Annotated in this window: 28 protein-coding genes and 1 tRNA gene; 15 read left to right on the plus strand and 14 right to left on the minus strand. The window is 66.5% G+C overall.

Going from position 1 to position 26161, the window contains the following annotated elements; genetic code table 11:
• Positions 1-7: 7 nt before the first annotated feature.
• The 4 genes from HMP09_RS17795 (at position 8) to HMP09_RS17810 (ending at position 2841) form a co-directional block, all read left to right on the plus strand.
• Positions 8-757, plus strand: a complete 750-nt coding sequence (locus HMP09_RS17795) for a Bax inhibitor-1/YccA family protein (RefSeq protein WP_176501441.1) — start codon at positions 8-10, stop codon at positions 755-757.
• A gap of 88 nt (positions 758-845) precedes the next feature.
• Positions 846-1625 (plus strand): transglutaminase-like domain-containing protein, encoded by a 780-nt coding sequence (locus tag HMP09_RS17800; protein WP_176501442.1) that lies wholly within the window; start codon positions 846-848, stop codon positions 1623-1625.
• Positions 1626-1750: 125 nt separating this feature from the next.
• Positions 1751-2050, plus strand: coding sequence for a hypothetical protein (locus HMP09_RS17805; RefSeq protein ID WP_176501443.1), 300 nt, complete (start codon positions 1751-1753; stop codon positions 2048-2050).
• A gap of 236 nt (positions 2051-2286) precedes the next feature.
• Positions 2287-2841: a hypothetical protein gene (locus HMP09_RS17810; protein ID WP_176501444.1), complete on the plus strand. Its 555-nt coding sequence runs from the start codon at positions 2287-2289 to the stop codon at positions 2839-2841.
• An 18-nt stretch (positions 2842-2859) separates the two neighbouring features.
• Here HMP09_RS17810 and HMP09_RS17815 read toward each other — a convergent pair whose 3' ends face one another.
• The 7 genes from HMP09_RS17815 to HMP09_RS17845 form a co-directional block, all read right to left on the minus strand.
• Positions 2860-3579, minus strand: coding sequence for an extensin-like domain-containing protein (locus HMP09_RS17815; protein WP_443026430.1), 720 nt, complete (start codon positions 3577-3579; stop codon positions 2860-2862).
• Positions 3580-3589: 10 nt separating this feature from the next.
• Complete coding sequence (locus tag HMP09_RS17820) at positions 3590-4360, minus strand: NUDIX hydrolase (protein WP_176501445.1); 771 nt, start codon at positions 4358-4360, stop codon at positions 3590-3592.
• 43 nt (positions 4361-4403) lie between these two features.
• A complete protein-coding gene (locus HMP09_RS17825) occupies positions 4404-5378 on the minus strand; it encodes an FAD:protein FMN transferase (RefSeq protein ID WP_232090466.1) in 975 nt (324 codons plus the stop codon).
• 10 nt (positions 5379-5388) lie between these two features.
• Entirely contained in the window at positions 5389-6243 is an 855-nt protein-coding gene (locus HMP09_RS17830; protein ID WP_232090467.1) for a DUF4198 domain-containing protein, read from the minus strand.
• A gap of 11 nt (positions 6244-6254) precedes the next feature.
• A complete protein-coding gene (locus HMP09_RS17835) occupies positions 6255-6764 on the minus strand; it encodes a DUF2271 domain-containing protein (protein ID WP_176501446.1) in 510 nt (169 codons plus the stop codon).
• Between the two features lie 11 nt (positions 6765-6775).
• Entirely contained in the window at positions 6776-7432 is a 657-nt protein-coding gene (locus HMP09_RS17840; RefSeq protein ID WP_232090468.1) for a PepSY-associated TM helix domain-containing protein, read from the minus strand.
• A gap of 106 nt (positions 7433-7538) precedes the next feature.
• Positions 7539-8306, minus strand: coding sequence for an SDR family oxidoreductase (locus tag HMP09_RS17845; protein WP_176501447.1), 768 nt, complete (start codon positions 8304-8306; stop codon positions 7539-7541).
• A 241-nt stretch (positions 8307-8547) separates the two neighbouring features.
• On the opposite strand from HMP09_RS17845, the gene HMP09_RS17850 reads away from it, so the two are divergent.
• The gene (locus HMP09_RS17850; RefSeq protein WP_176501448.1) at positions 8548-9825 is read left to right on the plus strand and encodes a lipopolysaccharide biosynthesis protein; all 1278 of its coding nucleotides are present in this window, start codon (positions 8548-8550) and stop codon (positions 9823-9825) included.
• 13 nt (positions 9826-9838) lie between these two features.
• On the opposite strand, the gene HMP09_RS17855 is transcribed toward HMP09_RS17850, so the two are convergent.
• Positions 9839-10891, minus strand: a complete 1053-nt coding sequence (locus tag HMP09_RS17855) for a glycosyltransferase family 2 protein (protein WP_176501449.1) — start codon at positions 10889-10891, stop codon at positions 9839-9841.
• A 240-nt stretch (positions 10892-11131) separates the two neighbouring features.
• On the opposite strand from HMP09_RS17855, the gene HMP09_RS17860 reads away from it, so the two are divergent.
• Positions 11132-12697 carry an amino acid permease gene (locus tag HMP09_RS17860; RefSeq protein WP_176501450.1) on the plus strand — a complete coding sequence of 522 codons (1566 nt, stop codon included), beginning with the start codon at positions 11132-11134 and terminating at the stop codon, positions 12695-12697.
• 27 nt (positions 12698-12724) lie between these two features.
• Here the strand turns inward: HMP09_RS17860 and HMP09_RS17865 are convergent, their stop codons facing one another.
• Positions 12725-13471 carry a hypothetical protein gene (locus HMP09_RS17865; RefSeq protein ID WP_176501451.1) on the minus strand — a complete coding sequence of 249 codons (747 nt, stop codon included), beginning with the start codon at positions 13469-13471 and terminating at the stop codon, positions 12725-12727.
• 129 nt (positions 13472-13600) lie between these two features.
• On the opposite strand from HMP09_RS17865, the gene HMP09_RS17870 reads away from it, so the two are divergent.
• Genes HMP09_RS17870 through HMP09_RS17895 form a run of 6 tightly spaced genes read left to right on the plus strand, consistent with a single transcriptional unit; the run spans position 13601 to position 19447 of the window.
• Positions 13601-14227 carry a hypothetical protein gene (locus HMP09_RS17870; protein ID WP_176501452.1) on the plus strand — a complete coding sequence of 209 codons (627 nt, stop codon included), beginning with the start codon at positions 13601-13603 and terminating at the stop codon, positions 14225-14227.
• Entirely contained in the window at positions 14224-15348 is a 1125-nt protein-coding gene (locus HMP09_RS17875) for a hypothetical protein (protein WP_176501453.1), read from the plus strand. Before HMP09_RS17870 ends, HMP09_RS17875 begins: the two co-directional genes overlap by 4 nt.
• Positions 15345-16301, plus strand: coding sequence for an AAA family ATPase (locus tag HMP09_RS17880; RefSeq protein ID WP_176501454.1), 957 nt, complete (start codon positions 15345-15347; stop codon positions 16299-16301). The genes HMP09_RS17875 and HMP09_RS17880 overlap by 4 nt, the downstream gene beginning before the upstream one ends.
• Positions 16298-17584, plus strand: a complete 1287-nt coding sequence (locus HMP09_RS17885) for a DUF58 domain-containing protein (protein WP_176501455.1) — start codon at positions 16298-16300, stop codon at positions 17582-17584. The genes HMP09_RS17880 and HMP09_RS17885 overlap by 4 nt, the downstream gene beginning before the upstream one ends.
• Complete coding sequence (locus tag HMP09_RS17890) at positions 17581-18582, plus strand: stage II sporulation protein M (RefSeq protein WP_176501456.1); 1002 nt, start codon at positions 17581-17583, stop codon at positions 18580-18582. The genes HMP09_RS17885 and HMP09_RS17890 overlap by 4 nt, the downstream gene beginning before the upstream one ends.
• A complete protein-coding gene (locus HMP09_RS17895; RefSeq protein WP_176501457.1) occupies positions 18575-19447 on the plus strand; it encodes an RDD family protein in 873 nt (290 codons plus the stop codon). The genes HMP09_RS17890 and HMP09_RS17895 overlap by 8 nt, the downstream gene beginning before the upstream one ends.
• 434 nt (positions 19448-19881) lie before the next feature.
• Here the strand turns inward: HMP09_RS17895 and HMP09_RS17900 are convergent.
• Together HMP09_RS17900 and HMP09_RS17905 are read right to left on the minus strand one after the other, a co-directional pair.
• Positions 19882-19956 (minus strand) — tRNA-Glu (locus HMP09_RS17900).
• Between the two features lie 83 nt (positions 19957-20039).
• On the minus strand, positions 20040-21413 hold the full coding sequence (locus tag HMP09_RS17905; protein ID WP_176501458.1) for a class II 3-deoxy-7-phosphoheptulonate synthase: 1374 nt from the start codon (positions 21411-21413) through the stop codon (positions 20040-20042).
• 203 nt (positions 21414-21616) lie between these two features.
• Between HMP09_RS17905 and HMP09_RS17910 the strand changes: the two genes are divergently transcribed.
• Positions 21617-21781 (plus strand): hypothetical protein, encoded by a 165-nt coding sequence (locus tag HMP09_RS17910; RefSeq protein ID WP_176498642.1) that lies wholly within the window; start codon positions 21617-21619, stop codon positions 21779-21781.
• On the opposite strand, the gene HMP09_RS17915 is transcribed toward HMP09_RS17910, so the two are convergent.
• A complete protein-coding gene (locus HMP09_RS17915; protein ID WP_176501459.1) occupies positions 21775-22713 on the minus strand; it encodes a D-2-hydroxyacid dehydrogenase in 939 nt (312 codons plus the stop codon). The two genes, HMP09_RS17910 and HMP09_RS17915, sit on opposite strands and share 7 nt — an antisense overlap.
• 150 nt (positions 22714-22863) lie before the next feature.
• Positions 22864-24294: a cysteine--tRNA ligase gene (gene cysS / locus HMP09_RS17920; protein ID WP_176501460.1), complete on the minus strand. Its 1431-nt coding sequence runs from the start codon at positions 24292-24294 to the stop codon at positions 22864-22866.
• Positions 24295-24470: 176 nt separating this feature from the next.
• Between cysS and rpsU the strand changes: the two genes are divergently transcribed.
• Both rpsU and HMP09_RS17930 read left to right on the plus strand, forming a co-directional pair.
• The gene (gene rpsU / locus HMP09_RS17925; protein ID WP_055878578.1) at positions 24471-24677 is read left to right on the plus strand and encodes a 30S ribosomal protein S21; all 207 of its coding nucleotides are present in this window, start codon (positions 24471-24473) and stop codon (positions 24675-24677) included.
• 128 nt (positions 24678-24805) lie between these two features.
• On the plus strand, positions 24806-25402 hold the full coding sequence (locus HMP09_RS17930) for an FKBP-type peptidyl-prolyl cis-trans isomerase (protein WP_176501461.1): 597 nt from the start codon (positions 24806-24808) through the stop codon (positions 25400-25402).
• Positions 25403-25880: 478 nt separating this feature from the next.
• Here HMP09_RS17930 and HMP09_RS17935 read toward each other — a convergent pair whose 3' ends face one another.
• Complete coding sequence (locus HMP09_RS17935; protein ID WP_176501462.1) at positions 25881-26114, minus strand: hypothetical protein; 234 nt, start codon at positions 26112-26114, stop codon at positions 25881-25883.
• Positions 26115-26161: the final 47 nt, after the last annotated feature.

The following is a 26161-nucleotide window of genomic DNA, read 5'->3' on the forward strand; positions in this document are numbered from 1 at the left end:
TTTCACAATGGCTAATTGGTCTGACCCCCGGCCCAGCGCCACGCCGTTCGGCACGACGGCGACGGGCCAGCGTACCGAGGCCTATGACGCTGGTCTTCGGTCGTACATGCTGTCCGTGTATAACTACATGGGCTCGGCTGTCCTGCTGACCGGCATCGTCGCGATGCTGTTCGCATGGGGTGGCGCATCCTCGCCCGCCGCACAGGTGTTCATGAGCGGCGGCATCCTGAAGTATGTCATCATGTTCTCGCCACTCGCGATCGTGTTCGGCATGAGCTTCGGCCAGAACAAGATGTCGACCGGCACGATGCAGATACTCTTCTGGGGCTTCGCCGTCCTGATGGGCCTGTCGATGTCGACGATCTTCCTGGTCTATAGCGGCACGTCGATCGCAGGTGCGTTCTTCGCCACCGCCGCCGGTTTCGCCGGGCTGAGCCTGTTCGGCTACACCACCAAGCGCGATCTCTCGGCGTTCGGGACGTTCCTGATCATCGGCGTCGTCGGCCTGCTGGTCGCGAGCCTGATCAACATGTTCCTGCAGTCGGGCGTGATGCAGCTGGTCATCACCGGCGTCGGCGTGCTGCTGTTCGCAGGCCTCACCGCCTACGACACGCAGCGTACCAAGAGCCTGTATGCGCAGGTCGCGGGCACCGACATGGTCGGCAAGGTCGTGATCATGTCGTCACTCAGCCTGTACCTCGACTTTATCAACATGTTCATGTTCGTGCTGCGTCTGTTCGGTAGCAGCCGCAACTAACTCCCGCTAAGGGTGTGACGAACGCAGGGCTCGGCGGGACACCGCCGGGCCCTTTTCTTTTGGCTTTAGAACAGGAATGGGACGCGCGATGCGGCTCTCGATCGACGTGCGTCTGGATTACGGGATCGGCGGAGATGCCGATGTGCTGCTCCAGATCGAAGCCGCGGCGATGGCCGACCAGACGATCGAGTCGGAATCGCTGACGATCTGGTCCGACAGCCCGATCCGGGCTGTCCGCGGCGAGGACGGAATCGGCCAGCGCTGCTGGTCGCGCGGGCATGGACGGTTCACCGCGGAGTATAAGTCGATCGTCGCGGTGTCGCGCGAGCGCGTCCAGCTCGAGCTGTATCCGGCGACTCCGCCGCGGATGCTCGATGGTGAGCTGACGCCGTATCTGATGCCGAGCCGCTATTGCCCGTCGGATCGCTTCGAGGGCTTTGTCGCGCGCGAGTTCGGGGGGCTGGAAGGCGGGCCGCTCGCCGCCGCGCTGACCGAGTGGGTGTACCAGTCGCTCGACTATCGCTGCGGATCGAGCAGCGGCGAGACGACCGCGCTAGATACGTTCGCGTCGCGATCGGGGGTGTGCCGCGATTATTCGCATCTGCTGGTGTCTCTGGCGCGCGCGGGCGGGATCCCGGCGCGGTGCGTGTCCGCCTATGCGCCGGGCGTCGATCCGCCGGATTTCCACGCGGTCGCGGAGCTGTGGCTGGCGGGCGACTGGCGGCTGATCGACGCGACCAAGATGGCGACGTGCAGCGATATCGCACGCGTCTGCGTCGGGCGCGATGCGACCGATATCGCGTTCATGACGGTGTTCGGCCAGGCGTATCTCTGGGAGCAGACGGTGAAGGTCACGCCGCTGGATTGAGGCGCTCGCCCCCGCGGACTTGTTCTCCGGCGAAGGCGGCAGTCCAGTCCGGATCGCCGCCTTCGCGGGGAAACAAAACTCACTTCGACCGTTAGTCATCGCCAAGACTAAAAAGGGACGTCGCAATGACCGACATAGACAAGAGCGCGCTGGATAGCCTGTCCGTAGCGCCCGACGACAAGGATGCCGAGGGCAAGAGCTCAGGTCGCGATCCGCGCCAGGAAGCAGGCCAGGACAAGTCGATCGCTAAGCGCCTGCAGAAGAACCCCGACAGTGCGGACGCGCGTCTCGACAACGGGCTCGACGAGTCGATGGACGGCAGTGACCCGATTTCCGCAACCCAGCCTGGGTCCGGCAGCGAGCCTGCGAAATCGTCGGGCTATGACGAGGATGCTGAGCAGGCACTGCGTGAAAAACAGGCGTAACTCTCCTTTCTGCTGAACGAACAGGCGTCGGTCGGCAACGACCGGCGCTTTTTTGTTGCCTAAACGCCGCGCAAGACGATCAAATCGCATAGTTTCGTTCGGTTCGTCGCAGCCTTGTTGCAGCGCAGCAGCTTTCATGGTGGCTTGGTGTTACGGAAAGATGACGCGCGATAGGGTCGTTGTTAACCATCCGAGCGCATAGTCTGCCGGTTCCTTGACGAGAGCGGGGTGACGACATGGCTTCCAGAATGAAACCGGCACAGGGATCGATGACCCTCGCCGAGATGAAGGAATTCGCGGCTTTTCCGAGTTCGACGCAGCGGTATATCCGGCGTTCGCTCGATGTAGGCTTGGACCGCGAGGACGCAATGCAGCGCTGGTCGCGCGACGTGGTCGAGTCGGCCAGCATCCGGGCGCAGGCGCGGCTGTACAATACCCTTCCCGATCTTCGCGCGATGGTCCCCGACGACAGCGGTCTCGACGCGATCGAGCCGTTCCTGGCGCCGCTGATGACGCTTGTCGCGTTCGATCTGGGGCAGGGGCGGCTGACGAGTTTCTCGGCGTTGCGGTTCCTGTACGAGCGGTTGCTGGGTGCGGAAGTCCGGCCCTGGTTGCCGTCGGCATTCTGTGCCGCGGCTGCGCTGCCGCATCTGCATCCGGAATTGCGCCGCAAACTGCTCCAGTCGATCAGCGAGGCGGCGGCGACCGCGTCGGGCTGGTCGAACCGTCAGCCGGCATTCTTTCCGTATTGGGTGGAGAAGGTGGATTCGGGGACGACGCTGGCGAGTTGAGTCGATCGGCCGACAGCATCACCGACAGGCGCGCCACCCCATCGACCCGCGGTTCGCCTGGTCGAGGTGCAGGTGATCAGCATGTGCCGCATTATAGTCGGGGGACAGCGTCGTGGCGAACACCGTACACGCGCCATCGCGGACTTCGCGCAGGAAGGCCGACTTCGCGTCGCCGCCCTTCCAGTCCCGCGCAACCGTGATGCGCGTGCCGTCGGTCAAGCGGAAGCCCGCGACGTCGACCGCGTCGGCGGTGGAGTGTTCGCTCCAGGTCCCGGCATCGCGACCGTAGATCCGTCGGCAACTATAGCTGCCGAAATGATCAATGCTGGCGACGCGCGCGCCGAAGTGCTTGAGCGCAGCGGGCTGCACCACGTCCCATTCCCACATCGACAGCGCCGCCGCGACGGGGCAGGCGACGCCTAACCCGGCAGGTGCAAAGGCGATCTTGCGCGCACCGCCGGTCAGGCGCACGCCGTCGGCATAGCCGCATTGGCCCTCGCCCTTGCGCGGCGGCAACAACGTGTAGCGAACCCCGGCGCGGTCGAGCAGCGCACGGCACTGCGGGAAATCCTCGGTCAGCGCGGTGAGCTTGCGGCCGGTGAACAAGCCGATCGGCTGGCCGAGGTCGAGCGGTGGCCAGGGCAGGTCCTGCGGTCGCCCGCGCGCCATGGACCAGAGCATCAGCGCGAGCGTCGCAACGATCGACAGCCCGACCAGCCAGCCCAGGGTCCGCCGCACGGCCCCCACGTCAGCCGCGCACGGCTTCGGTCATCGGCTCCGACGTGATCGGGTAACCCAAGTCGTCCGGGATGCAGAGGTGTTCGACACCATCGCGGATTTCGGTCCACGGCGTCACGGTGCGGATCGGATGCGCGCGCGCGTCGGCGATCGCGGCGTCGACATCGGCAAAGCGGGCCAGCCGCTCGAGATTGCGCCGGGTCGGGAAGATGATTGTCGCGCGTCCCGCATCGGCATCCGCCAGGACCTGCGTCGCCGTCGCCCAGAACAGCCGCACGTTCTCGGTCGCGTCGACCCGCGGCGCGGGGGCATTCGCCGGCAACCGCGCAAGATAGAAGCGCGTGTCGAAGATCCGCGCATGCGCATGCGCCGGCCGCCAGCGGGCAAAATACGCGAGCGCGGCAAGGTCGAGATCCGTGTCGGCTGCAGCCAGCGCTTCGCCGAGTGCGGTGCCCGCATGGAGTGCCGCGCGCAGTGCCTCGAACGCGGCGGGGGACGGCATTGGTGACAGGCCGATGGGAAGGCCGGCCTCCTCGATCGTCTCGCGGATCGCGGCGATGCGCGCGGCGGTTTCGTCGTCGGGCGCGCCGAGCACTGCCGCCAGCGCATGATCGCCGGGATCGACCCGACCGCCGGGAAACACCAGCGCACCGCCCGCGAACGCCATGGCCTTGGCGCGCTCGACCATCAGCAGTTCGGGCTTGCCGCCGTCCGTCTCGCGAAAAATCACGAGCGTCGCGGCGGGTATCGCAGGGGTCAGGGGAGGCGCGTCGTCGTCCATGGCTTTGGGGTAACGCGCGACGCGGCGATCGGGTAGCGGCGTTCTAGTCGACCAGCATCGCCGTGAGGGCAGGGGTCAGATACTCGCGCACGTCGCCGTCGATCAGGGTGACGATCCGCGCGGCGATCCGGCGATTCTCGGCCAGGGACAAGCCTTCGTCCGGGCCGAGCACCGTGAGCGCGGTCGCCCAGGCGTCGGCGTCCAGTGCAGTGGCGTGGATGACGCTGACCGAGACCACGCCGGTGTCGATCGGACAGCCGGTGCGCGGATCGAGCGTGTGCGCGCCGCGGCGGTAGTCGCCGGAGGTCGCCACCGCGAGGCCGTGTAGTGCGACGCGAAGCGGCGGTAGCGTCAGGCCGGGCGGGCTTTCGAGATGGACCCACCAGGGATCGCCGTCCGGCCCGATCCCGCGCCCGACAAGCTCGCCGCCGATCTCGACCAGCGCGTTCCGGATGCCCGCGTCGTGCAGCAAGTCGGCGATCACGTCGACAGCATGGCCTTTCGCGATCCCGGACAGGTCTAGCGCTACGCCGCCGGGCTGGTGAAGATGCCCACCGGTGGTCGAAAGTGTCAGCCGCGAGCAGCCGGATGAGGCGCGTGCGGTTCCGCCCGCCCCCGCGTTCGGCGGCGCGGATACGGTGAAGGGACCGAAACCCCAGGCATTGACGAGCGTGCCGATCGCCGGATCGAATGCGCCGTTGGTCGCCTCCGCGATCGCCAGGCCACGCGCCATGACCCAAGCGAAATCGGGTGGGAGCGTCGTCCAGGTGCCGCGCGGCGACCGGTTGAAGCGCGAGAGCAGCGAATCCGGTGCCCAATGGCTCATCTCTGCAACCAGCCCGGCGAGTCGCGCGACGATGGCGGCGCGGACCGGCGTCGGATCGGTGCCGGCGGGGGCGGCGAAGCGTAGGCTCCACGACGTCCCCATCGTCTCGCCGTGCAGGTCGAGCAGCACTGCCGACGGATCGCGCGCCGCGAACGCCGCGGCGTCGATCGTCGGCGGCAGCGCGATCCTCACGCCGGACGCATCAGGGCGTGAGGACTTCGAGCGTCGTGACGTAGCTCATCCGGCGTTCGGTCGCACGCGGCGCGGTCGCCTTGGCGTCGGTCAGCGTGGCGTTGAGCCAGTACATCCCCGCAGTAGGCCATGAGACGCTCAGCACGCCATCCGCGCCGGTGGTCAGCTCGCGCGCGCCCTCGTCGTTGCGATACCGCTTGCCGCCTGGGATCACCGTGACCTTCAGGCCGGACGCGGGCTTGCCGTCGACCAGGAAGCGGAACTTCGCGGTTTCGCCCGCCACCAGCTCGTCGGGGTGCGTGATCGGTGCGAACTCCAGGCCTTTGCCGGTCGTCTTGAAGACGGTGGTGGTCGGCGCGCCCGCGGTCACGAAGATCTCGTTGCGGCCCGAGACCTCGGTCACCTTCACGTCGGTCGCGTTGGCGGGGATATCCGCGACCGTCAGCGGAGCGGGCGCATTCGGCTGGGGCGGGCCGCGACGACCGCCGAGACGCTTCTCGACGCCATCGACCTTGAAGCTGCCCATGACGGCAGACATCTGCGTGCCGATCTTCCACGTGCCGGGCTTGTCGAGCTTCACGTCGAACACCGACCGATAGCGGCCCGTCGCGCCGTTCTGGAGAATGCCCTCGCTGCCGTCCGGCTGCCACACCTTCATGCCGTCGAGCCGGAGCGGCTGGTGATCGAAGAAGAACAGGTCGTTCGAGACCGCGGCGTCGACCGTCACCCAGCCGTCGGTCCCCGAGAACACGGTGGCGGACGGCAACAGCCACATACGGTGTGCCGACAGCCCGGCGGGAACCGACAACAGCGCCGCAGCGGTCATCAGGCGTGCCGAAAACGACTTCATGGCGAATGGCTTCATGACGTGATCCTTCAGCGGGCGGAAAGCGAGATGGCGCCGAGCTCGGTCTTGCCCGAGGTTCGGGCCCCGGCGGCGAGCGGTACGGAGACGAGTTCGCGACCGCCGGTTTCGCGGGCGGCCTCGACGTTGAGGACATACTGACCGGGCTTGAGGTCGGCGGGCAGGGGGATGGTGTATTGTCCCGGCGTCCGCGTCGCGCCGCTGATGCCGTCTGCGGGCATCGTCATGCTGCGGCCGCCCTTGCGCCACCATGCGCGAAGGTCCGCCAGCCATTTGGTGCCGGGGTCGTTCCCGCGCTTCTTCAGGTCGTACCAGACCGCGAGCGTCCGCGGCGTACCGCCACTGACCGGCTCCAGCCACACCGCGACATAGGGGCGATGATATTCGGCAACGTCGAGCCGCGGGATCGTGATCGTCACGGCGCCCGGCGGCGCGGCGTCGGCCGGCGACAGGAGGGCCGGCGAGAACAGGGCGGGTGCGGTGATCGCCCCGCCGAGCAACAGGAACGCGGTAGGACGCATGGCGAAACCCCTCAATGGACGAACAGGATGGCGAGCAAGACCGGCAGCGCGAGTCCGGCGGCGACGATCGGCCAGGTCGACGGCCGGTGCCGCGCGTGAAGCTGAAGCAGCAGGAGCCCAGTCAGCGTGAACAGGATGCACGCGCCCGCGAAGACGTCGATGAACCAGAACCACGCCGCACCCGCGTTGCGCCCCTTGTGCAGGTCGTTCAGGTACGAGATCCAGCCGCGGTCGGTGGTCTCCGCCGTGATCGCCCCGGTCGCGCGCGCGATGCTGACCCAGCCATCGCCGCCAGGGCGGGGCAGCGCGACATAGGCGTCGCTGTCGGACCATTCGACGGGCTTGCCGGCAGGATCGAGCCCGACCGCCGCTGCGACCGCCTTGGCGACGGGAATTGGGAGCGGCGCATCGGCACTATGCGGCGCACTGAGCATCTGGAGAAGCGGCCGTGGCAATGTGCCGCTCTTTTCCACGACGATCGGTTTGGCGCCGATCGACGCGGCGTGATTGAGCGTGATCCCGGTGATCGCGAACAGCAGCATCGCGGCCAGCGACAGTGCCGCGCTGATCCAGTGCCAGCTGTGCAATTGCTTGAGCCACCACCCCCGCCACTTGCGTTTGCGCCGGGTATTCGTCGCGGGCGACACGGAGATTTGGGACGAGTTCACACTCAACCGCTATCCGCTACCAACGGCCAGATCAAGGCTATTGAGAATAGTTAGCAAAAAAGAGCTGGCACTCGACGGTGTTAGGAAACCGTCGAAGCGTCAGCGATCAGTCGCCGCGGCGCGCGCGCTCGGCCATCTCGTTCAACTGCACCACGGCTTCCGGAAAGCGATGATCGGCTTCGGCGTTGCGCAAGGGGCGAACGCGTTCGACGAGGATCTCGTTCGGCGTCGGCTGCTGCGTCCAGAGCGCCATGACCTCGTCCGCAAATGCTTCCAGCGGCATGTAACCCGGGCGCGTCTCCTGCCCGGGGGTAAGCGCGGTCTGCACGCCGGGAGGCGCGATCTCTAGGACCTCGACCTTGCCGTCCAGGACTCGCCGCAGGCTGACGGTGTAGGAGTGTATGGCCGCCTTGGTCGCCGAATAGGTCGGCGCCGCGGTGAGTGGCACATAGGCCAGGCCCGAAGTCAGGTTGACGATCGTGCCGCCGGACTGGGCCGAGAGGTGGTCGACCAGCGCATTGGTCAACCGGATTGGCCCCAGCAGGTTCGTGACGATCGTCGCCTCGGCATCGGCGAGATCGCGGCGAGTCGAGGCATCCTCCAGCTTCATAATGCCGGCATTGTTGACCAGCACGTTGAGCGACGGATGCTCGGCGACCAGCCTCTGCGCGAAGTCTTCGATCGCGGCGGAATCGTCGATGTCGAGCGTCATCGCGGTCATGTTCTCGCGCCCGGCGATAGCCTCTTCGAGCGCCTCTCGACGCCGGCCGGCAACGATCACCGTGTTGCCCGCGTCGTGGAGGCGCTGCGCCAGCGCGGCGCCGATACCCGACCCGCCGCCGGTGATGAGGATGGTGTTGCCGGTCGGGTTCATGCCGCGTCTCCTGGTGATAGCGGCCGTATAACGCAGCGACGCGTGTTCGGTGCCGTCCTGCATCACCGCTCGTCCTCGGTTGCCGCGCCTGTGGTCAAGCGATCATCGTCCCATCGGCTCGGACGACGACCCTCTCAGCTCGAGTGATAATGCGACGCTTGTGACGCGGGGCCGCCCCCGGTAGGTCGAAAGCATCATGTCCAGCGTTCAGCGTCCTCCGATCCAGCGATCCCGCGGCCATGTGCTACGCTCGATCGGGCACAATCTCGGTTGGCTCGTCGGCAGCCGGGGCGTCGTTGCCGTCCTGTCGCTCTTGTATCTCGGCATCGCGGCGCGCACGCTGGGCGTGACCGGTTTTGGTCGATTTTCGTTGATCACCGGGGCGGCGCAGGCACTCGCGACGCTGGTCGCCTTCCAGAGCTGGCAAGTGATCGTCCAGTTCGGCGTCGGCCTTTCGCATGGCGAGGACGAGCCCAAGCTCGCGCGCCTGTTTCGCGGCAGCTTCGTCCTGGACCTGGGAAGCGCGTTGATCGGCGCCGCGCTGGCGATCGCCATCCTCGAACTCTGGAGCGATGCCTTCGGGATCGGCGCAACGCTCAAGCGGGCCGCGCTCATCTTCACCGTCGTCCAGCTCGTGACGATCCGGTCCGCCGCCGTCGGCATACTGCGGCTGAGGGACAAGTTCAGGCTGGCAGCGATCGCCGACAGCATAACGCCCATTGCGCGCGCGATCGGCGCCATACTCGTCATGATCGTTCATCCGACCGTTCAGGCGTTCCTGGCGGTCTGGGCCGTCGCCGAGGTGCTCACATCGGCCACCTATTGGGGCATGGTGGCGCATATCGGCGACCTGAAGCTCTTGTGGAACGGCATCGGCTTCAAGCGGATGATCCGGGAGAATGACGGCATATTGAACTTCGCGCTCAGCACGAACGCCAGTTCGACGCTGGCGCTGGCGAGCAAGCAATTGCCGCTGTTGGCGGTAGGCAACGAACTCGGCGTCGCGGCGGCCGGTACGTTTCGCCTTGCCGCCCAGCTGGCGCAGTCGCTCGGGAAGATCGGCCAGCTCATCTCGCGGGCGGCGTTCCCCGAAATCGTGCGCGCGCTGCAGGAGGCGAAGGATCATGCGGTGCAACGGATCGTCCTGCGAACCGTGGTGATGAGCACGGTCGCGGGGGCGGCCATCATGCTGATCGCGCTGCTGTTCGGGAAATCGGTGCTCAAGCTGGTGGGCGGGCACGTGTTCGGTCAAGGCCATCTGGTGCTGGTGTGGATGGCGGCGGCGGGCGCGATCGACCTGGTCGCGGTCGGTCTGGATACCGTGTTGACCGCGCGCGGCTATGCCGGACGCATCTTCCTGATCCGGATCGTCAGCGTCGCGGTCATGCTGGCGACGGCGCTGGTCACGTTGCCGCTGTGGGGGGAAGTCGGGATGGCGATCGCCGTCGTCGCCGGTTCGGTCACGGTGACGAGCCTGCTGTTCGCCATAACCTATGCCAAGAAGAGCCAGTCGGTTTAAGGCGCGTGCAGTGTCAGGCCGCGCGGCGTCGATTGGCAGCACCGGGCAGGTAGGTCGACCATGCACTGCCGATCCATTGCCGGGCGCTGGGGCCCAGCAGGTTGGTCGGCAATCGCGTCAGGAACGCCTTGATCGCCTTGGCGCGGCCGATCTTCGGGATCATGGCGCGGCAGGCGAGGAGCCAGAAATAGTCGCTCGCCGTCGCAAGCGCGTCCTGGTCGAACACCTGCGTGGCGTCGTTCGCCTGGCGTAGCCGCGCCAGCCATTGCCGGGCCCAGACCAGGAAATCCTCATCGACATCGGCATCGCGCAGATCGGCAAAGCCGAGCAGGACGTGTCGTTCGATATCTTGGCGGGTGGCATCGATCCGCAGCGATTCCAGCATCGGCTGGATCAGGGTTTGCCGGCTGGTCAGGATTTCGCCGCGAAACTGGCGGACGGTCTGCTCCGGGTGCAGGCGACGGTCGATCAGCGTCTCGGGCAGGTTCGCAAGATCATGGTCCCGCTGTAGGCGGACGAACATGTCGACGTCCTCGCAGACGCGGTAGCGGGGGTCGTATCGATACGCCTGCAAGATGTCGGCGCGCCCGGTGACGGAGGATTGCTGGAAGGCGGACCGGAACACCAGCCAGGCAGCGATCATCGGCGGGCTGAGCGGCGGCATGCGAGTGCCGCGCTTGTGCGATCCGTCGCTGTTCATCTTGCCGGCGGCCGATCCGACCATGGCGATAGCAGGATTGTCGCGCAGGAAATCGACCTGATGCTGCAATCGGGTCGGTCTTGCCGTGTCATCGCTGTCCAGCCAGGCGATGTAGTCTCCGCGTGCGGCGGCAAGGGCGGTGTTCCGCGTTTCCGGGATGCCGCGATTGGCGTCGTGGCGCAGGTATCGCAGGCGCGTATCGGCAAAGCCCGCGATCAGGTCTGGCGTGGCATCGGTCGATCCGTCGTCGACGACGATCACCTCGGTATCGGGCAGCGTCTGCGCAAGCGCGCTGGCGATCGCATCGCCGACATACTGGGCGCGATTGAACGTCGGGATGAGAATGGATACCGTTGGTTTGCGCATCCCCACGGCTTAAGCGAATGCCTTGCCAAACGCCAACGCCGCCCCGGCTCTGCGTCGGCGGCGACCCGGTCACGGCTGGACTAGACAGCCAGGTGGCGCTGCATAACCGCGGGAGCGGCGTGCGGCATCCTGCCACCTGCTATCCCTTAAACGCCCAGTTTCACTAAGAAGATTGCGTCGTCCCGGTTGTCCGCTAGGCTCGAACGGGATTGGTTGGATCGTTTTGAATCCGGGGGAACTATGGCAATTCAAGCCCGGAGGGGCATTGTCGAACGGATGTTCGCGCGCAAATCCATCGCGCAGGTGCAACGGGAAACCGCGTCAAGCGAACTGAAGCGGACGCTGGGCAAATGGAACCTGCTGATGCTGGGCATCGGCTGCATCATCGGCGCGGGGATCTTCGTGCGGACCGGGTCCGCCGCTGCGCTGCATGCCGGGCCGGCGGTGCTGTTGTCGTTCGTGGTGGCAGGCATCGTCTGCGCGTTCGCCGGGCTGTGCTATGCCGAGCTGTCGTCGACATTGCCCGTGTCGGGATCGGCCTACACCTACGGCTACACCACGCTCGGCGAGTTCGTCGCGTGGATGATGGGCGCGCTGCTGCTGCTCGAATACGGGCTGGCGGCGTCGGTCGTGGCGGTCGGCTGGTCGGGCTATGTCGTCAGCCTGCTGGCGGATTTCGGGCTGCACATTCCGCCGCAGTTCACGGGGCCGGCGGGGTACCCGCTGATCCGCGGCGGCGTGCCGGTGCTCGTCGACGGACAGCCGGTGACGACGATCTTCAACCTGCCAGCGTTCCTGATCTGCCTCGCGCTCGCCGCTCTGCTGGTCCGCGGCGTATCGGAATCGGCCAAGGTCAACACGATCATCGTCGCGATCAAGGTCGGCGTGCTGGTCGCCTTCATCGCGGTCGGCGGCACGATCGTGCTGACCCACCTGAACGAACTGGTCGCGCGCAACTGGACGCCGTTCATCCCCGCCAACCAGGGCGAGGGCAAGTTCGGCGTCGACGGCGTCATGCGCGCCGCCTCGATCGTATTCTTCGCCTATGTCGGTTTCGAGGCGATATCGACGGCGGGGCAGGAGGCCAAGGATCCCAAGAAGGACATGCCGTTCGGGATCATCGGCGCGCTGATCGTCTGTACCCTGATCTACATGCTGGTCGCCGCGATCATGACGCTGCTGGTGCCCTATACCGCGCTCAACGTGCCCGATCCGGTCGCGGTGGTGGTCGACAGTTTCGGCCCGACCTGGAGCTGGCTCGCCAAGATCATCAAGATCGGCGCGATCATCGGCCTGACGTCGGTGGTGCTGGTGCTGATGTACGGCCAGACCCGGATCTTCTACACTATGGCGCGCGACGGCCTGTTGCCGCGCGTGTTCGCGACCGTGCATCCGGCGTTCAAGACACCCTATGTCAACACGGTGCTGGTCGGCGTCATCACCGCAGTGGCGGCAGGGTTCTTCGACATCAACGTGCTGGGCGACATGACCTCGGTCGGCACGCTGTCGGCGTTCTCGATCGTCTGCCTGTCGGTCATATATCTGCGCCGCGCAGCACCCGACCTGCCGCGCGGCTTCACCGTACCGCTCTATCCGGTCGTGCCCCTGCTGGGCATCGCGTCGTGCGTCTACCTGATCACCACGGTGCCGATGAAGGTGCTGGTGTTCTTCCTCTGGTACATGGCGGGCGGGGTGGTGCTGTATTTCGCGTACGGCATCCGCCACTCGAATCTGCAGCGCGGCGAATTGCAGGAGGATGCGCCCGACATGGGCGAGTATGTCGCCCCGGTCGGGGAGCAGCCCTGAGCCACTCCCCGCGACCCGCCGCGCGCGTCAGGCGAAGATCGTTTCCAGATCGCTTGGCGCGGCGCCTTCCTTCACGTCGCGCAACTCGACGTAGATCGCGGCCTGGACGGTGCACAGGACCATCGTCGTGACGACACCGACAGCGGTCGTGATCAGGACGCTAAGCGTGGTTGGAGTCTGCGCCGCTGCGTTCAGCAGGCCGGCCGGCGCCTGGAGGACCAGGATGACGATCCAGCAGACCAGCAACAGCCCGAAGATCTTCCACCGCGATCCCTTGGTCAGCGCACGGCTGCGACCGAAGCTCTCGACGACGCCGACGCGTTCCTGGACATAGGCGGGGACGGCGACCGACCAAGCCACGTAGAGCATGACCCCCGGCACGAACAGCAGCATGAAGCCCAGGCCGATGCCGAGGCCCATGAGGATCGTCAGTCCGATCATCGGCAGCAGCATCGCGAAGCCGGCCTTCAGGCAGCCGGCGAACCCGGGGCGCTCGCCGACCAGATCGCTGATCGTCGCGCGGGTGATCGCGACCTGGAGAACCGCCGATCCGACCCAGGCGAGAAGACCGCCAACGACCGCCGCGATCACGGACGGGCCGGCGAACCCCGGTCCGCCGACATCGACGCGCCAAAGTCCCGCGATCAGTTGCGGTATGCCCGACAGGATCGCGGCCAAGCCAATGAAGAGCGCCGCGTTGCGCCCGATCGCGCCGAAGGCGCGGCTCAGGACGCGTCCCATGTCGAAGGTTTCGGCGATCGCAGTACTGGCCATGTGTCTTTCCCCCCGGAACGGCATTCGCGCCGCAAGTCGCAAGTCGCAAGACGTAACGCGACAGCGATCCTTGTCCAGCCTGTTCCGCGCGCTTCCCACCGCCGCCGGACATGCTAAGAATGCCCGTCGATGGGGCAGGTCACACCACAGCAGGGGCAGCCGCCGGTCGACGGCGACATCGCATCGGCATGGGCGCGGACCCGCGCGGATACGTCAATTCAGTTCGACCTGCCTGCGTTCACGCCGCCCGAACCACCGCAGTGGCTGCGATGGTTGCTGGAGCATCTCGACGGGATCGGGGCCGTCGGCAAGGTCCTCTTCTGGATCGCGCTGGTCGCGGCGGGGGTCGCGCTGGTCGCGTTGATCGTCCGGCTCGTCCGACGCTTCACGTTCCGTGGGTCGGCATCGCAGGATACGAGTGCACCCTGGCAGCCGGAGGCAAGCGCCGCGCGCGCGTTGCTCGCCGAGGCCGATGCGATGGCCGACGCGGGACAGTATGATGCGGCGGCACGGCTGTTGCTGCATCGCAGCCTGGAGGACGTCGCGCGGCATCGCCCGGCGCTGGTCCGCCCCGCTGCGACGACGCGCGAGATCGGCGGCGCCGACGCGTTTCCCGTCGCCGCGCGCGGCGCCTTCACGCCGATCGCCACGGCGGTCGAGCGAAGCCTGTTCGGTGGTCGCGCGCTCGCCCGCGAGGACTGGGACGCGGCGCGTACCGCCTATCGCGACTTCGCCTTGCCGGGGGCGTGGGCATGAGCGCCACGCCGTTTGCGACGTTCGGCACGGGGCGGACGATGGGCATCGTCGTCGCCGTCGCGGTCATCGGCTTTGCCGCGTTCCTGCTGCTGACGGCCTATGCGCCCGATCTCCGGCCTGGGCGCGATGGTGGTGGCCACGCGCTGTCGACCTCGGCTGTCGGGTTCAAGGGCGTGGTCGACCTGATGCGCGATACCGGCACGCCCGTCGCGCTGATCCGCGATCCCGCGGCGTTGCGGGGGCAGGCGCTGGTGATCGCCACGCCCGGAGCGGAGGTCACGCCAAAGGCCATGCGCGAGTTCCTGACCGCGCGGGGTGGCCGGCCGACGCTGATCGTCCTGCCGAAATGGGCGGTGCGACGGCAGACGACCAATCCCGCCTGGGTCGAGCAGTCGGGCATGCTGCCCGAGACCGCCGCGATCGCACCTGTCCGCGGTCTTGGCGGGATTGCAGCCTGCCGGACGGGAACGCGCCAGTTCCTGTGCGGGCCGGGTGCCAAGCCGGTTCTGGGAACGGCGGACGGCGTCATGTTGGCGCGGATCGGCGTTCGCCCGCTCTGGGTTCTGGCGGATCCCGATATTCTCGATAATCACGCGCTTGCGACACTGGCCGGCGCACGGCGGGCAGTTACGGTTCTGGGCGCCGTCTCGACCGAGCCCGAACGTCCGATCGCGTTCGACCTTACGCTCAACGGGTTCGCGCGCCGGCCCAATCTGCTGAAGCTCGCGTTCGAGCCGCCCTTCTTTTCGCTGACGCTGTGCCTATTGGCGGCGGCCGCGCTCGCCGCCTTTCATGCGTCGGTGCGCTTCGGCGTGCCCGAACGCGAGGATCGCGCGCTGGCCCTCGGCAAGCTTGCGCTGGCGGACAACGTCGCTGCACTGCTGCGCCTGGCGAAGCGGTCGCATCGCACGGGCGCCGCCTATGCGACGCTGGTCGCGGACGATGTCGCACGCGCGACCGGGACGCGGCTGGGGGGCGATGCGCTGGTCGCGTATCTCGACGGGCTGGGCTCGACACCGACCTACTCATCGCTCGCCCGCACCGCCGCCGAGGCGCGCGACGATGCCGAACTGCTCGCCGCCGCGCAGGCGCTCCACCGCTGGAAGGAAACGATCAATTGACTATCGATGAGGTCCGGCAGCTTGCCGACGCGATCCGCCGCGAGATTGCCCACGGCGTCGTGGGGCAGGAGGATGCGATCGAACTGATGCTGATCGCGCTGTTCGCGTCGGGTCACATCCTGCTCGAAGGGCCGCCCGGCACCGCCAAGACGTTTCTCGCGCAGTGTTTCGCGCGCGCGGTCGGGCTGGAATATGGCCGGATCCAGTTCACGCCCGACCTGATGCCGGGCGATATCATCGGCTCGAACCTGTTCAATTTCCAGACTTCGACGTTCAGCCTGACACGCGGGCCGATCTTTACCGAATTGCTGCTGGCCGACGAGATTAACCGGACGCCGCCCAAGACTCAGGCGGCGCTGCTCGAGGCGATGCAGGAACGGACCGTGACGATCGACGGCACCTCGCACCCGCTCGCGCGGCGCTTCATGGTCGTCGCGACGCAGAATCCCATCGAGAACCAGGGGGTCTATCCGCTTCCCGAGGCGCAGCTCGACCGGTTCCTCTTCAAGCATGAGGTCCGCTATCCCGACCTTGCCGAGGAACGTCGGATCGTCGCGGCGCACGGCAACCGCTTCGGCACGCCGCGCGCCGCCGACTGGGGCGTGTCGACGGTCGCCGACCGCGCTGCGATCGACGCCGCCTGCGATACGGTCGCGGCGATCCGCGTCGCGGACGAGGTTGTGGACTATGTCGTAGCCCTCGTCCGCGCAACGCGCGACGCCGGCGACCTGCAGACCGGCGCGTCGCCCCGTGCCGCGGCGATGCTGGCGGCAGCGGCGCGGGCGAAGGCCGCGATCGACGGGCGCGATTTCGTGCTGCCCGACGATGTGAAGGCGCTTGCTCCTGCGGCGCTGCGCCACCGGGTCACGCTGGCGCCGATCGCCGAGATCGACGGGCGATCGGCGGATGCAGTGATCGCGGCGCTGGTGGAGCAGGTCGAGGCGCCGCGTTGATCTATCCGACCAGACGGGCGGTGCTGGCGACGGCAAGCGGCGCGCCGGTCGCGCTGCTGCTGTCGGTCGCCGTGCCCTCCGCCTGGGTCGCCGCGCCATTGTGGGTCGCGGTCGTGCTGGCGCTGGTCGCGATCGATGCGGTCCGCGCGCCCGCGCCGCCGGTGTTGCACGTTACCGCGGCTGGCGCGGTCGGCGTGGGTGCGCCGGTGTCGGTAACGCTCGCGCTGGATCGAGCGACGCCGGGGGCGGAGGTCGCGCTGGAGACAGGGCCCAAACTGGTCGCCGCTGATGTCCGGCCGATCGTTTTCGACGACGGGCTCGCCACGACGCGCATCTACCGGACGATCCGGCGTGGCACCGACGGCGTGTCGCGCGCGTGGCTGCGCTGGAGCGGGCCGATGGGGCTGGCGTGGCAACAGCGGACGCTGGCGATCGACCACCGGATCGTGATCACCCCCGATATCCGCCCGGTCCGCGACGAGGGCGCGCTGTTGCTGCGCAGCGCGCAGGCCGGCCAACTGGCGCGGATCGATCGTGGCGAGGGGAGCGAGTTCGAGGCGTTGACCGAATGGCGATCGGGCATGGATCGGCGCGCGATCGACTGGAAACAGTCCGCGCGCCACCATGTGCTGCTCGCCAAGGACATGCATGTCGAGCGCAACAACCAGATCGTCTTCGCGGTCGATGCGGGGCGGGCGATGGCGGATCCGGTCGACGGCGTTCCCCGCGTCGACCGGGCCGTCACCGCGGCGTTGCTGGCCGCCTATGTTGCGCTGAAGCTCGGCGATCGGGTATCACTGTTCGGGTTCGACGCGCGCCCGCGGATCGCATCGGGGGCAGTGACGGGCGTGCGCGCGTTCCCGGCGTTGCAACGCCTCGCGGGCGACCTCGACTACAGCACCGCGGAAACCAACCACACGCTGGGCTTGTCGACACTCGCCGCGGGGCTGTCTCGCCGCGCACTGGTCGTCCTCTTCACCGAGATCACCGACCAGACCGGTGCCGAACTGATGATCCAGGCGGTGGATCACCTGCTCGCCAGCCACCTGGTGCTGTTCGTCCTGATCGATGATGCCGAACTCGACGCGCTGGCCGCTGCGGCACCCGTGGATGTCGACGCGGTGTCGCGCGCGGTCACGGCCGCCGCGCTGCTCCGCGAGCGGCGGCTCGTCATGACCCGGCTGCGCCATCTCGGTATCCACGTCATCGAGGCACGGCACGATCGCATCGGCCCGGCGCTGGTGCGTGCCTATCTCGATTTCAAACGGAGGAACCTCCTGTGAGCACTCGCCTTGCGACCGGCCTCACCGAGACCCGCTTCCGATCCGCGCGCGAGGGCGACTGGGTGCGGCTGGAGGCACTGCTCGACCGGATCGAGCGCGGCAAGCTGAAGGCGCTGTCGGACGACGACCTGTTCGCGTTGCCGGTGCTGTACCGCGCGGCGCTGTCGTCGCTGTCGGTCGCGCGCGAGACCTCGCTTGACCGCGAGCTGGTCCGCTATCTCGAAGCGCTGGCGATGCGCGCCTATTTCGTGACCTACGCCGTGCGCGCGCCCTTGCGGGGCCGGATCTTGCAGTTTTTTGCACGCGACTGGCCAGCCGCCGTAATGGCGCTGCGCCGCGAACTTGCGGTATCGGTGCTGCTGATGGTCGCGGGCGCGATCGTGGCATGGATCCTGGTCGCGCAGGATCCGGCATGGTTCTATGCGGTCATCCCGCAGGACCTAGCGGGAGGGCGCGATCCTACCGCCTCGACCGCCACGCTGCAACGTGCGTTGGGCGGCAACGAGAACGGGTTCCTCGGCCTGTTTGCGACGTTCCTGTTCACACACAATGCGCAGATCGCGATCATGTCGTTCGCGCTCGGCGCTGCGCTCGGGCTGCCGACGTTGCTGTTGATCGTCTATAATGGCTGCATGGTCGGCGCGTTCATGGCGCTCTACGCGAGCCGCGGGCTGGGGCTCGAGATGGCCGGCTGGTTGTCGATCCACGGGACCACGGAGCTGTTCGCGATCGCCATCGCTGGCGCGGCCGGCTTGCGGATCGGCATGGCGGTGGCGTTCCCCGGTCGGCTCGACCGGTTGACCGCGGCGACGCGGGCCGGGCGTGTCGCCGGTCTCGCGATGATCGGCGTCGTGCTGATGCTGTTCGTCGCGGGCGGGCTGGAAGGGATCGGGCGGCAGGTGGTCACCGCGACCGCGGGCCGGTTCGCGATCGGTGGCGCGGCACTGGTCGGATGGCTCGCCTATTTCTTCGGCGCCGGGCGCGCGCGACATGGCTGAGCGACCCGCGGATCCGCGCTTCGTGCGCAGCTTCGTGACGCCCGAGGGCGTCGACCTCCGGCTGGTGCTGGGGCAGGGGAGCGAACGGCTTAGCGCCTTCATTCTCGACATCGTGATTATGGGTGGGGGCATGATCGTATTGAGCATCGTCGTCGCGCTCGTCTTCCTCGGCATGGGCGCGATCATCGGGCAGATCCTGGGCATGATCTGGCTGCTCGGGTTCTTCCTGCTGCGGACGGGGTATTTCATCGGTTTCGAACTCGGTGGCCGTGCAGCGACGCCGGGCAAGCGGATGCTCGGCCTGCGCGTCGTCGCGCGTGATGGCGGCCCGCTGACGGGCGCGGCGATTGTCACCCGCAACGCGTTGCGCGAACTCGAGATCTTCGTGCCGCTGTCGTTTCTCGCCTATCGTGCCGCCGACAGCCAGGCGGACCTGTGGACCGGCGTCGCCGGCCTCGCCTGGGCGGGCGTGTTTACCGCCTTCCCGCTGTTCAATCGCGATCGGATGCGCGTGGGGGACCTGATCGCCGGGACGTGGGTGGTCCGTACGCCACGCCGCCGGCTCGCCCCGCCGGTCGCGACCGAGATCGCGACGCCGGTTGGGCCCCAGTTCGACTTCACCCCGCAGCAGATCGATGCGTATGGCGAGTTCGAGTTGCAGACGCTCGCCGATGTGCTGCGCCGGGGCGACGTCGATGCGATGACAATCGTCGCTGGCAGCATACGGCGCAAGATCGGCTGGACCGGCGACCAGCGCAACGACGCGGCGTTCCTCGGCGCCTATTACGCAGCGCTCTGCGCCAAGCTCGAACGCGGCCTGCTGTTCGGCCGGCGACGCGTCGACAAGACCCACGCGGGGGGTTGACGATTCCGCACTGGCCGCGACATCAGCCGGGGCAAGGGCGGCAGGGTTCTGATAAACTGAGTGCGCATAGAAACGGCTGCCGGGCATCGGCGTTGAATCGGCAGGCTACGGTACCGGGTCCAATCTGGACGGTAATAGCGTGCTATTAGATCGTGACTTGAAACCACACCAAGGCTTGACCGCGGCGATTGACGGTCAGGTCGGCGCAGTGGAGCCGGGTATCGCCATTTGTGCCAACTTCCCCTGTATTCTTAGAAAGCGCGCCGGAGGATTTTATGCCTTGATATACGTCGTGCTGCAGCGGGACTGTTCGGGTTTGCTCGTTCCAAGAAAGCGGTTGACGCAGCAGAACCGCACGGCCGCGATCGACCACAGACAAACCATCAGGCCGAACCAAAGAACTGGTGAACTGTGCAGTCCAGCGGCTGTACGGCTGGTGACCCCTACGAGAATCGAACTCGTGCTTACGCCGTGAGAGGGCGTCGTCCTAACCGCTAGACGAAGGGGCCGTTAGCAGATGCGGGCGTGTACGGAATGGGGTGGCGGCCGTCAAGACGGTTGCCGCACATTCCGTAAACGCCTGCGCATTTTATCAGGCCGCGACCTTCTTGCGCTCGGCCATTTCCTCGTTGAGCATCTCGGCTAGCAGGAAGGCGAGCTCGAGGCTCTGGCTAGCGTTGAGGCGCGGGTCGCAGTGCGTGTGGTAGCGATCCGCCAGCGATTGCTCAGTCACGTCGATCGCGCCGCCGGTGCATTCGGTCACGTTCTGGCCGGTCATCTCGGCGTGGATGCCGCCGGCATGCGTGCCCTCTGCGCGGTGGACCGCGAAGAAGCCGCGGACTTCGGCGAGGATCCGGTCGAACGGGCGCGTCTTGTAGCCGTTGGCTGCCTTGACGACGTTGCCGTGCATCGGATCGCAGCTCCAGACCACCGGATGGCCCTCTCGCGTCACGACACGGACCAGGCGGGGCAGGTTCGCCTCGATCTTATCATAGCCATAGCGCGTGATCAGCGTCATCCGACCGGGCACGCGGCCGGGGTTCAACGTGTCGAGCATCCGCAGCAGCGCGTCAGGCTCCAGGCTCGGGCCGCATTTGATGCCGATCGGGTTGCCGATCCCGCGGAGATATTCAACATGCGACGATCCTTCGAAGCGCGTGCGATCGCCGATCCACAGGAAGTGCGCGCTGGTGTCGTACCAGTCGCCGGTCAGCGAATCCTGCCGCGTCAGCGCCTGCTCGTACTGGAGCAGCAGCGCCTCGTGGCTCGTGTAGAAATGCGTCTGGGCGAGCTGCGGCACGGTCTCGGGATCTATCCCGCACGCCGCCATGAACTCGAGCGCCTCGCCGATCCGGTCCGCGGTCTCGGCATATTTCCTCGACCAGGGGCTGCGACCCATGAAATCGTGCGTCCAGCGGTGGACCTGGTGGAGGTTGGCATAGCCGCCCTGTGCGAACGCGCGCAGTAGGTTAAGCGTGGCGGCCGACTGCGAATAGGCGCGGATCATGCGCTGCGGATCGGGCGCGCGCGCTTCGGGCGTGAAGGCGATGTCGTTGACGTTGTCGCCGCGGTAGGACGGCAGCTCGACGCCGCCGATCGTCTCGGTGTCGGTCGAGCGCGGCTTGGCGAACTGGCCGGCCATGCGGCCGAGCTTCACGACCGGCAGCTTCGACGCGAAGGTCAGCACGACCGCCATCTGCAGGATGACGCGGAAAGTGTCGCGGATGTTGTTCGCGCTATGCTCGGCGAAGGACTCGGCGCAATCGCCGCCCTGGAGCAGGAACGCCTTGCCGGCGGCGACTTCGGCGAGGCTCGCGGTCAAGTTGCGCGCTTCGCCGGCGAAGACGAGCGGGGGAAACGTGGCCAGCTGGTCGGTCGCCGCGGTCAGCGCGGCGGCGTCAGGATAGGTGGGGAGCTGTCGTGCTTCGTGACGCGTCCAGCTGTCGGGGGCCCAGTTCGCGGCCATATCATGTCGTCCGATTGGTGAATTGTGACGCCAGCCATGCGCGAAATCACCTTTTTGCGCAACGAAGTAAAGCTTGGGACGCCGCGGCGAAATGCTGCTTGGGTGCGGTCGACTGGATGGGGTGGATAACTCCATTCATATTAGATTAAATATACATGTCGTCTTCGCTGTCCAATTGGCATTGTCCCCGCATGGGCATGCCAATGCGTATCATCATCGCGCTTTCGATCATCGGCGGAGGCATCTTGGCCGGCGTACCGATCCTGATCATCTACTCACGTCGCCGCCGTGCCGACAAACTGCGCCGCCGGCGCATAAAGAGCTATGATCGCAGCCGACGCCCGGCAACGACCCAGATCGGTCAGTAACCCGCGTCGAGATCGGCGACGTTCTTCATCGGGCAACCCGCGAGGAACGCGGCGAGGTTTTCGAGGAACAACGCCGCTCCTCGCGCGAACATCGTCGTCTGGCTACGGCCCGACAGGTGCATCGTGACGATCGCGTTGGGCGTCGACCAAAGCGGATGATCCGCGGGCAGGGGCTCCGGATTGGTCGGGTCGAGCACCGCGCCGGCAATCGTCCCGTCAGTGAGCGCGGCGATCAACGCGTCGTCGTCAATCATGTCTCCGCGCGCGATGTTGATCAGCCACGCGGTCGGCTTCATCCGCTGTAGTTCTTCAGGGCCGATCATCGCCTGCGTCGCGTCGGTCGAGGGTGCGGCCAGGATCACCCAGTCGAAGTCGCCGAGCCGAGCACGCCAGGCATCCGGCGTGATCGTGCCATCGCGGCCGGTGCGCGTCACGCCGGTCACGTCGACCCCGAACGCGACCAGCCGGTCGCCGATCATTTTGCCGATCGTGCCATAGCCGATGACCAATGCGCTAGTGCCGGCTAGTTCGATCTTGCCCGGTGCGTCCTTTAACCAGTCGTGGCGGTCCTGCGCGCGCAGCACGGTGTCGAAGCGCTTGGCGGCGACGAGGACGGCCATCGCCGCATATTCCGCGACGGCGACCGCGTTGATGCCGGCACCGTTGGTCAGCGTGACGCCGTTGTCGCGCAGGGTGTCGAGCGGGAACGCGTCGAGCCCGGCGTAGATCGTGGAGACCCATTTGAGGGTCGGCCCGGCATGGCGGATCGCGTCGGCGACGAGCTCGGTCGGCTGCATATCGACCCAGGCGATGTCGGCGTCGGCGATCATCGCGTTGGCTTCCGCGGGCTTGGCGAACCAGGCGGTTTCGAGCTCTGCGGGCAGATGCGGTTCGAGGAGCGGGCGGGCGGCGGCTGGGAGAACGGCTTTCATTGGATGAGCATCGGCGTGCGGCGGGGCAAGTCAAGGTGTGTCGGATTAGAAGGGCAGCGAGGATGCGTACCCCTGATCACTTGCTTTATCTCCCCTGGCGGGGAAGGATGTGATGATGTCCGTGTCGCTGCCTATGCTTGTCAGCAAATCCTAAAGCGCGATCTTCCAGTCCCAGCCTAGCGAATCGCCGTCCATTACCTCGACGCCTGCGACGGCGAGGTCGTCGCGGATCGCATCCGACCGCCGAAAATCCTTCGCGGCGCGCGCATCGCGGCGCTCCGCCAACCGCGCGGCGATCATGTCCTCGTCGATCGTCGCCGTTACCGGGCGGATACGCAGATCCTCGCGTCGGATTGTTGCTAGGTTCAACCCGAGCACTGCGTCGAAATCTTCGAGCGCTGCGATGCGATCGGCTGGTGCGACGCGCTTGTCCGCGAGCAGTTCGTCGAGAATCGGCAGCGCGCGCGGCGTCGCAAGATCGTCCGAGACCGCCTCCTCCAGTCGGTCGGCATAGCCCATGGCGCTGCCGGAGGGGCCGCCTGGCTGACGTGCCCGCAACGTCTCGACCGCCTGTACCATGCGCTTCAGGCGGATCGCTGCCGCCGCGAGGTTCTCCCATGAGAATTCCAGTTCGCTGCGATAATGCGCCTGAATGCACATCAGGCGGTAGGCGAGGGGGTGGAAACCTCGGTCGACGATCGTTTGCATGGTCGTGAACTGGCCGGTCGATTTCGACATCTTGCCGGCGCGCTCGACGAGGAAATTGTTGTGCATCCAGACGCTCGCGCCGGTATCCGCGCAATCGCAATGCGCCTGGTTCTGCGCGATCTCATTGGGATGGTGGATCTCGCGGTGGTCGATCCCGCCGGTGTGGATGTCGAAATGGGCGCCGAGATAGTGCTTACTCATCACCGAGCATTCGAGATGCCAGCCCGGCGCACCGCGCCCCCAGGGTGAATCCCATTCCATCTGACGGTTCTCACCGGGTGCGGACGTGCGCCAGATCGCAAAGTCCTGCGGGTTGCGCTTGCCAGCGACGGGTTCGATCCGGCCTTCGACATCGTCGTTGCCGGCGCGGGCGAGGCGGCCGTAGTCCGGTACAGTGGCCACATCGAAATACAGCCCGCTGTCGAGTGCGTAGCAATGCTTCGGCGCAATCTGTTCGGCGAACGCGATCATCTCGGCGATATGATCGGTCGCGACGGCCCAGCGGGCCGGTGATACGATGTTGAGGCGCGCCACGTCGCGCTTGAACACGTCGGTATAATAGGCCGCGATATCCCAGATCGAGCGACCTTGCGCGGCGGCGGCCTTCTCCATCTTGTCGTCGCCGACATCGGCGTCGGACGTCAGGTGACCGACATCGGTGATGTTGATGATGTGGGTCGTCGGCCACCCCTTCCACCGCAGCACCCGGCCCAGCGTGTCGGCAAACAGGAAGGCACGCATGTTGCCGATATGCTGGTAATTATAGACGGTCGGGCCGCAGGTGTAGAGTCCGACATCGGTCGGATCGATCGGCCGGAACGTCTCGAGCTGGCGCGAGAGGCTGTTATACAGGGTCAGTGGGATGCGGGTCATGGGCCGCTCTTAGCGTCGCATGGGCCCTCCCGCAAAGGCGCTGGCGTCTTGTACGGGCTCGCTGGAAAAGCTGTCTGGGTTGAAACGAGGGCGCTACGCTGATAGGGGCCCCGGTTCATGCGGCGCGGACCTGTTCGCGACGGCAAAAATCTATTCGACCGGAGCTTAACGGGTTTATGCAGATCATCGTACGCGACAACAACGTCGACCAGGCCCTTCGCGCGCTTAAGAAGAAGCTGCAGCGCGAGGGCGTGTATCGCGAGATGAAGCTGCGCCGGCATTACGAAAAGCCGTCCGAGAAGCGCGCACGCGAGCGTGCAGCAGCGATCCGTCGCTCGCGCAAGCTCGACCGCAAGCGCGCAGAGCGCGACGGCGCACGGTAAGATTTGGTCGGCCACACCCGGTGGATGGGTGGGCCGATAGACGGGGGGTGTCGTGATCGACACCCCAATTTGCTTTCCTACGGCACGCGCGGCGCTCCGGCGTGACCAGATGACCGGGGCCTGATCCGATGTCGACCGTCACCGCAGTGCCGCTGCAGCCAACCAAGCGCAGCTACCTTGTCTACCTTTGGATCGGTATCGCGCTTGCGCTGATCGCCGCAGTAGCGCTCGCGCGTCAGGGTGATGATCCCCTGGCTCGCAATGCGCGCGCGCGGGGCGTGGTGGTTACCGCATCCGGCCTTCAGTATAAGGTGATCGCGCCCGGTAAGCCTGGTGCGGCAAAGCCGACCGACGCGGACGTCGCGCTGGTCAACTACGAAGGCAAACTGCTCAACGGCACGACCTTCGACAAGTCGCAGCAGCCGACGCCGATGCCCGTCACCGGTGTGGTCCCGGGGTTCTCGGAAGCGCTGAAGCTAATGCCAAAGGGCTCGAAGTATCGCTTCTGGATGAAGCCGGCGCTTGGCTATGGCGACAAGGCTACCGGGCCGATCCCGGCGAATTCGACGCTGGTGTTCGACGTCGAGCTACTCGACTTCCTGCCGCAGAGCGTGGTGCAGCAGATGCAGGCACAGGCCCAGATGGGTCGCGGTGCGCCTGGTGGCATGCCCGGCGGCGCGCCGGGCGGCGTGCCGGGTGGTGCGCAGACGCCGCCTGCGCAGTAAGCGGGACCCTAGCGGTATGGGGTGACCCCGTACCGCGCCTGACTATCGGATTTGCAACGCGTCTCGCTTCACTGCGGGGCGCGTTTTGCATATGGAACGCGAGATTTGCCGAGGATGGGCGAAGGAGGCTCGCGCATCTGGCGGGCGGCTAAGCGAGTTACCTAGCTAGGCCCGAGGCTTCCTCCCGTTGTATTCCGAGAAAGCACGGCATTCGCACGCTCTTCACGGTTCCGTGCGGTTCGATGTGTTCGTTGCTCGCCGACGAACCTTGCGAGGCGCCGGCTTAGTCAGCCGCGTGGTGTCGGCTACCGAACGGTACGGCCATCGATGGTATCGCACTGATCGGCACAGGGTTGCGGTTCACGTGCGGCACGGTGGTGCCTCGTGGTAGTCTTGCCCTGGCTCGGTCATCTCACGGACAGCAGGCAAAAAAATAGCGGCCCGAAGGCCGCTATTTCTCGAACTAAAGTCGTAAGACTTAGTTGCTGTCCGAATCGTCGTCGTTGTCTGCAACGATAACGATACCGGCGATAACTGCAGCTGCTGCGAGAACCGCAACGATGATGCCGCCGCCAGCGAGCTCGTTCTTGTCAGCCGAAACCGAACCCGAGCGAACCGAATGTGCAACCGACAGGTTTGCCGGTGCTGCCATGGCCGGAGCAACTGCCATCGTGGCTGCTGCTGCGGTCAGGAGATACTTCCCAAGACGCATGATGAACTCCCTTTGTGCTCGTCGCGGCAGGCAATGGCATAAAACCT

The sequence above is a fragment of the Sphingomonas sp. HMP9 genome (assembly GCF_013374115.1).
GTDB lineage: Bacteria > Pseudomonadota > Alphaproteobacteria > Sphingomonadales > Sphingomonadaceae > Sphingomonas.

What these genes read in the sequence shown, in the direction of transcription:
- HMP09_RS17795 (WP_176501441.1), top strand. Translation starts at nt 8, where the DNA reads ATGGCTAATTGGTCTGACCCCCGGCCCAGCGCCACGCCGTTCGGCACG.
- HMP09_RS17800 (WP_176501442.1), top strand. Translation starts at nt 846, where the DNA reads ATGCGGCTCTCGATCGACGTGCGTCTGGATTACGGGATCGGCGGAGAT.
- HMP09_RS17805 (WP_176501443.1), top strand. Translation starts at nt 1,751, where the DNA reads ATGACCGACATAGACAAGAGCGCGCTGGATAGCCTGTCCGTAGCGCCC.
- HMP09_RS17810 (WP_176501444.1), top strand. Translation starts at nt 2,287, where the DNA reads ATGGCTTCCAGAATGAAACCGGCACAGGGATCGATGACCCTCGCCGAG.
- HMP09_RS17820 (WP_176501445.1), bottom strand. Translation starts at nt 4,360, where the DNA reads ATGGACGACGACGCGCCTCCCCTGACCCCTGCGATACCCGCCGCGACG.
- HMP09_RS17830 (WP_232090467.1), bottom strand. Translation starts at nt 6,243, where the DNA reads ATGAAGCCATTCGCCATGAAGTCGTTTTCGGCACGCCTGATGACCGCT.
- HMP09_RS17835 (WP_176501446.1), bottom strand. Translation starts at nt 6,764, where the DNA reads ATGCGTCCTACCGCGTTCCTGTTGCTCGGCGGGGCGATCACCGCACCC.
- HMP09_RS17845 (WP_176501447.1), bottom strand. Translation starts at nt 8,306, where the DNA reads ATGAACCCGACCGGCAACACCATCCTCATCACCGGCGGCGGGTCGGGT.
- HMP09_RS17855 (WP_176501449.1), bottom strand. Translation starts at nt 10,891, where the DNA reads ATGCGCAAACCAACGGTATCCATTCTCATCCCGACGTTCAATCGCGCC.
- HMP09_RS17860 (WP_176501450.1), top strand. Translation starts at nt 11,132, where the DNA reads ATGGCAATTCAAGCCCGGAGGGGCATTGTCGAACGGATGTTCGCGCGC.
- HMP09_RS17865 (WP_176501451.1), bottom strand. Translation starts at nt 13,471, where the DNA reads ATGGCCAGTACTGCGATCGCCGAAACCTTCGACATGGGACGCGTCCTG.
- HMP09_RS17870 (WP_176501452.1), top strand. Translation starts at nt 13,601, where the DNA reads ATGGGGCAGGTCACACCACAGCAGGGGCAGCCGCCGGTCGACGGCGAC.
- HMP09_RS17875 (WP_176501453.1), top strand. Translation starts at nt 14,224, where the DNA reads ATGAGCGCCACGCCGTTTGCGACGTTCGGCACGGGGCGGACGATGGGC.
- HMP09_RS17895 (WP_176501457.1), top strand. Translation starts at nt 18,575, where the DNA reads ATGGCTGAGCGACCCGCGGATCCGCGCTTCGTGCGCAGCTTCGTGACG.
- HMP09_RS17905 (WP_176501458.1), bottom strand. Translation starts at nt 21,413, where the DNA reads ATGGCCGCGAACTGGGCCCCCGACAGCTGGACGCGTCACGAAGCACGA.
- HMP09_RS17910 (WP_176498642.1), top strand. Translation starts at nt 21,617, where the DNA reads ATGCGTATCATCATCGCGCTTTCGATCATCGGCGGAGGCATCTTGGCC.
- HMP09_RS17915 (WP_176501459.1), bottom strand. Translation starts at nt 22,713, where the DNA reads ATGAAAGCCGTTCTCCCAGCCGCCGCCCGCCCGCTCCTCGAACCGCAT.
- cysS (WP_176501460.1), bottom strand. Translation starts at nt 24,294, where the DNA reads ATGACCCGCATCCCACTGACCCTGTATAACAGCCTCTCGCGCCAGCTC.
- rpsU (WP_055878578.1), top strand. Translation starts at nt 24,471, where the DNA reads ATGCAGATCATCGTACGCGACAACAACGTCGACCAGGCCCTTCGCGCG.
- HMP09_RS17930 (WP_176501461.1), top strand. Translation starts at nt 24,806, where the DNA reads ATGTCGACCGTCACCGCAGTGCCGCTGCAGCCAACCAAGCGCAGCTAC.
- HMP09_RS17935 (WP_176501462.1), bottom strand. Translation starts at nt 26,114, where the DNA reads ATGCGTCTTGGGAAGTATCTCCTGACCGCAGCAGCAGCCACGATGGCA.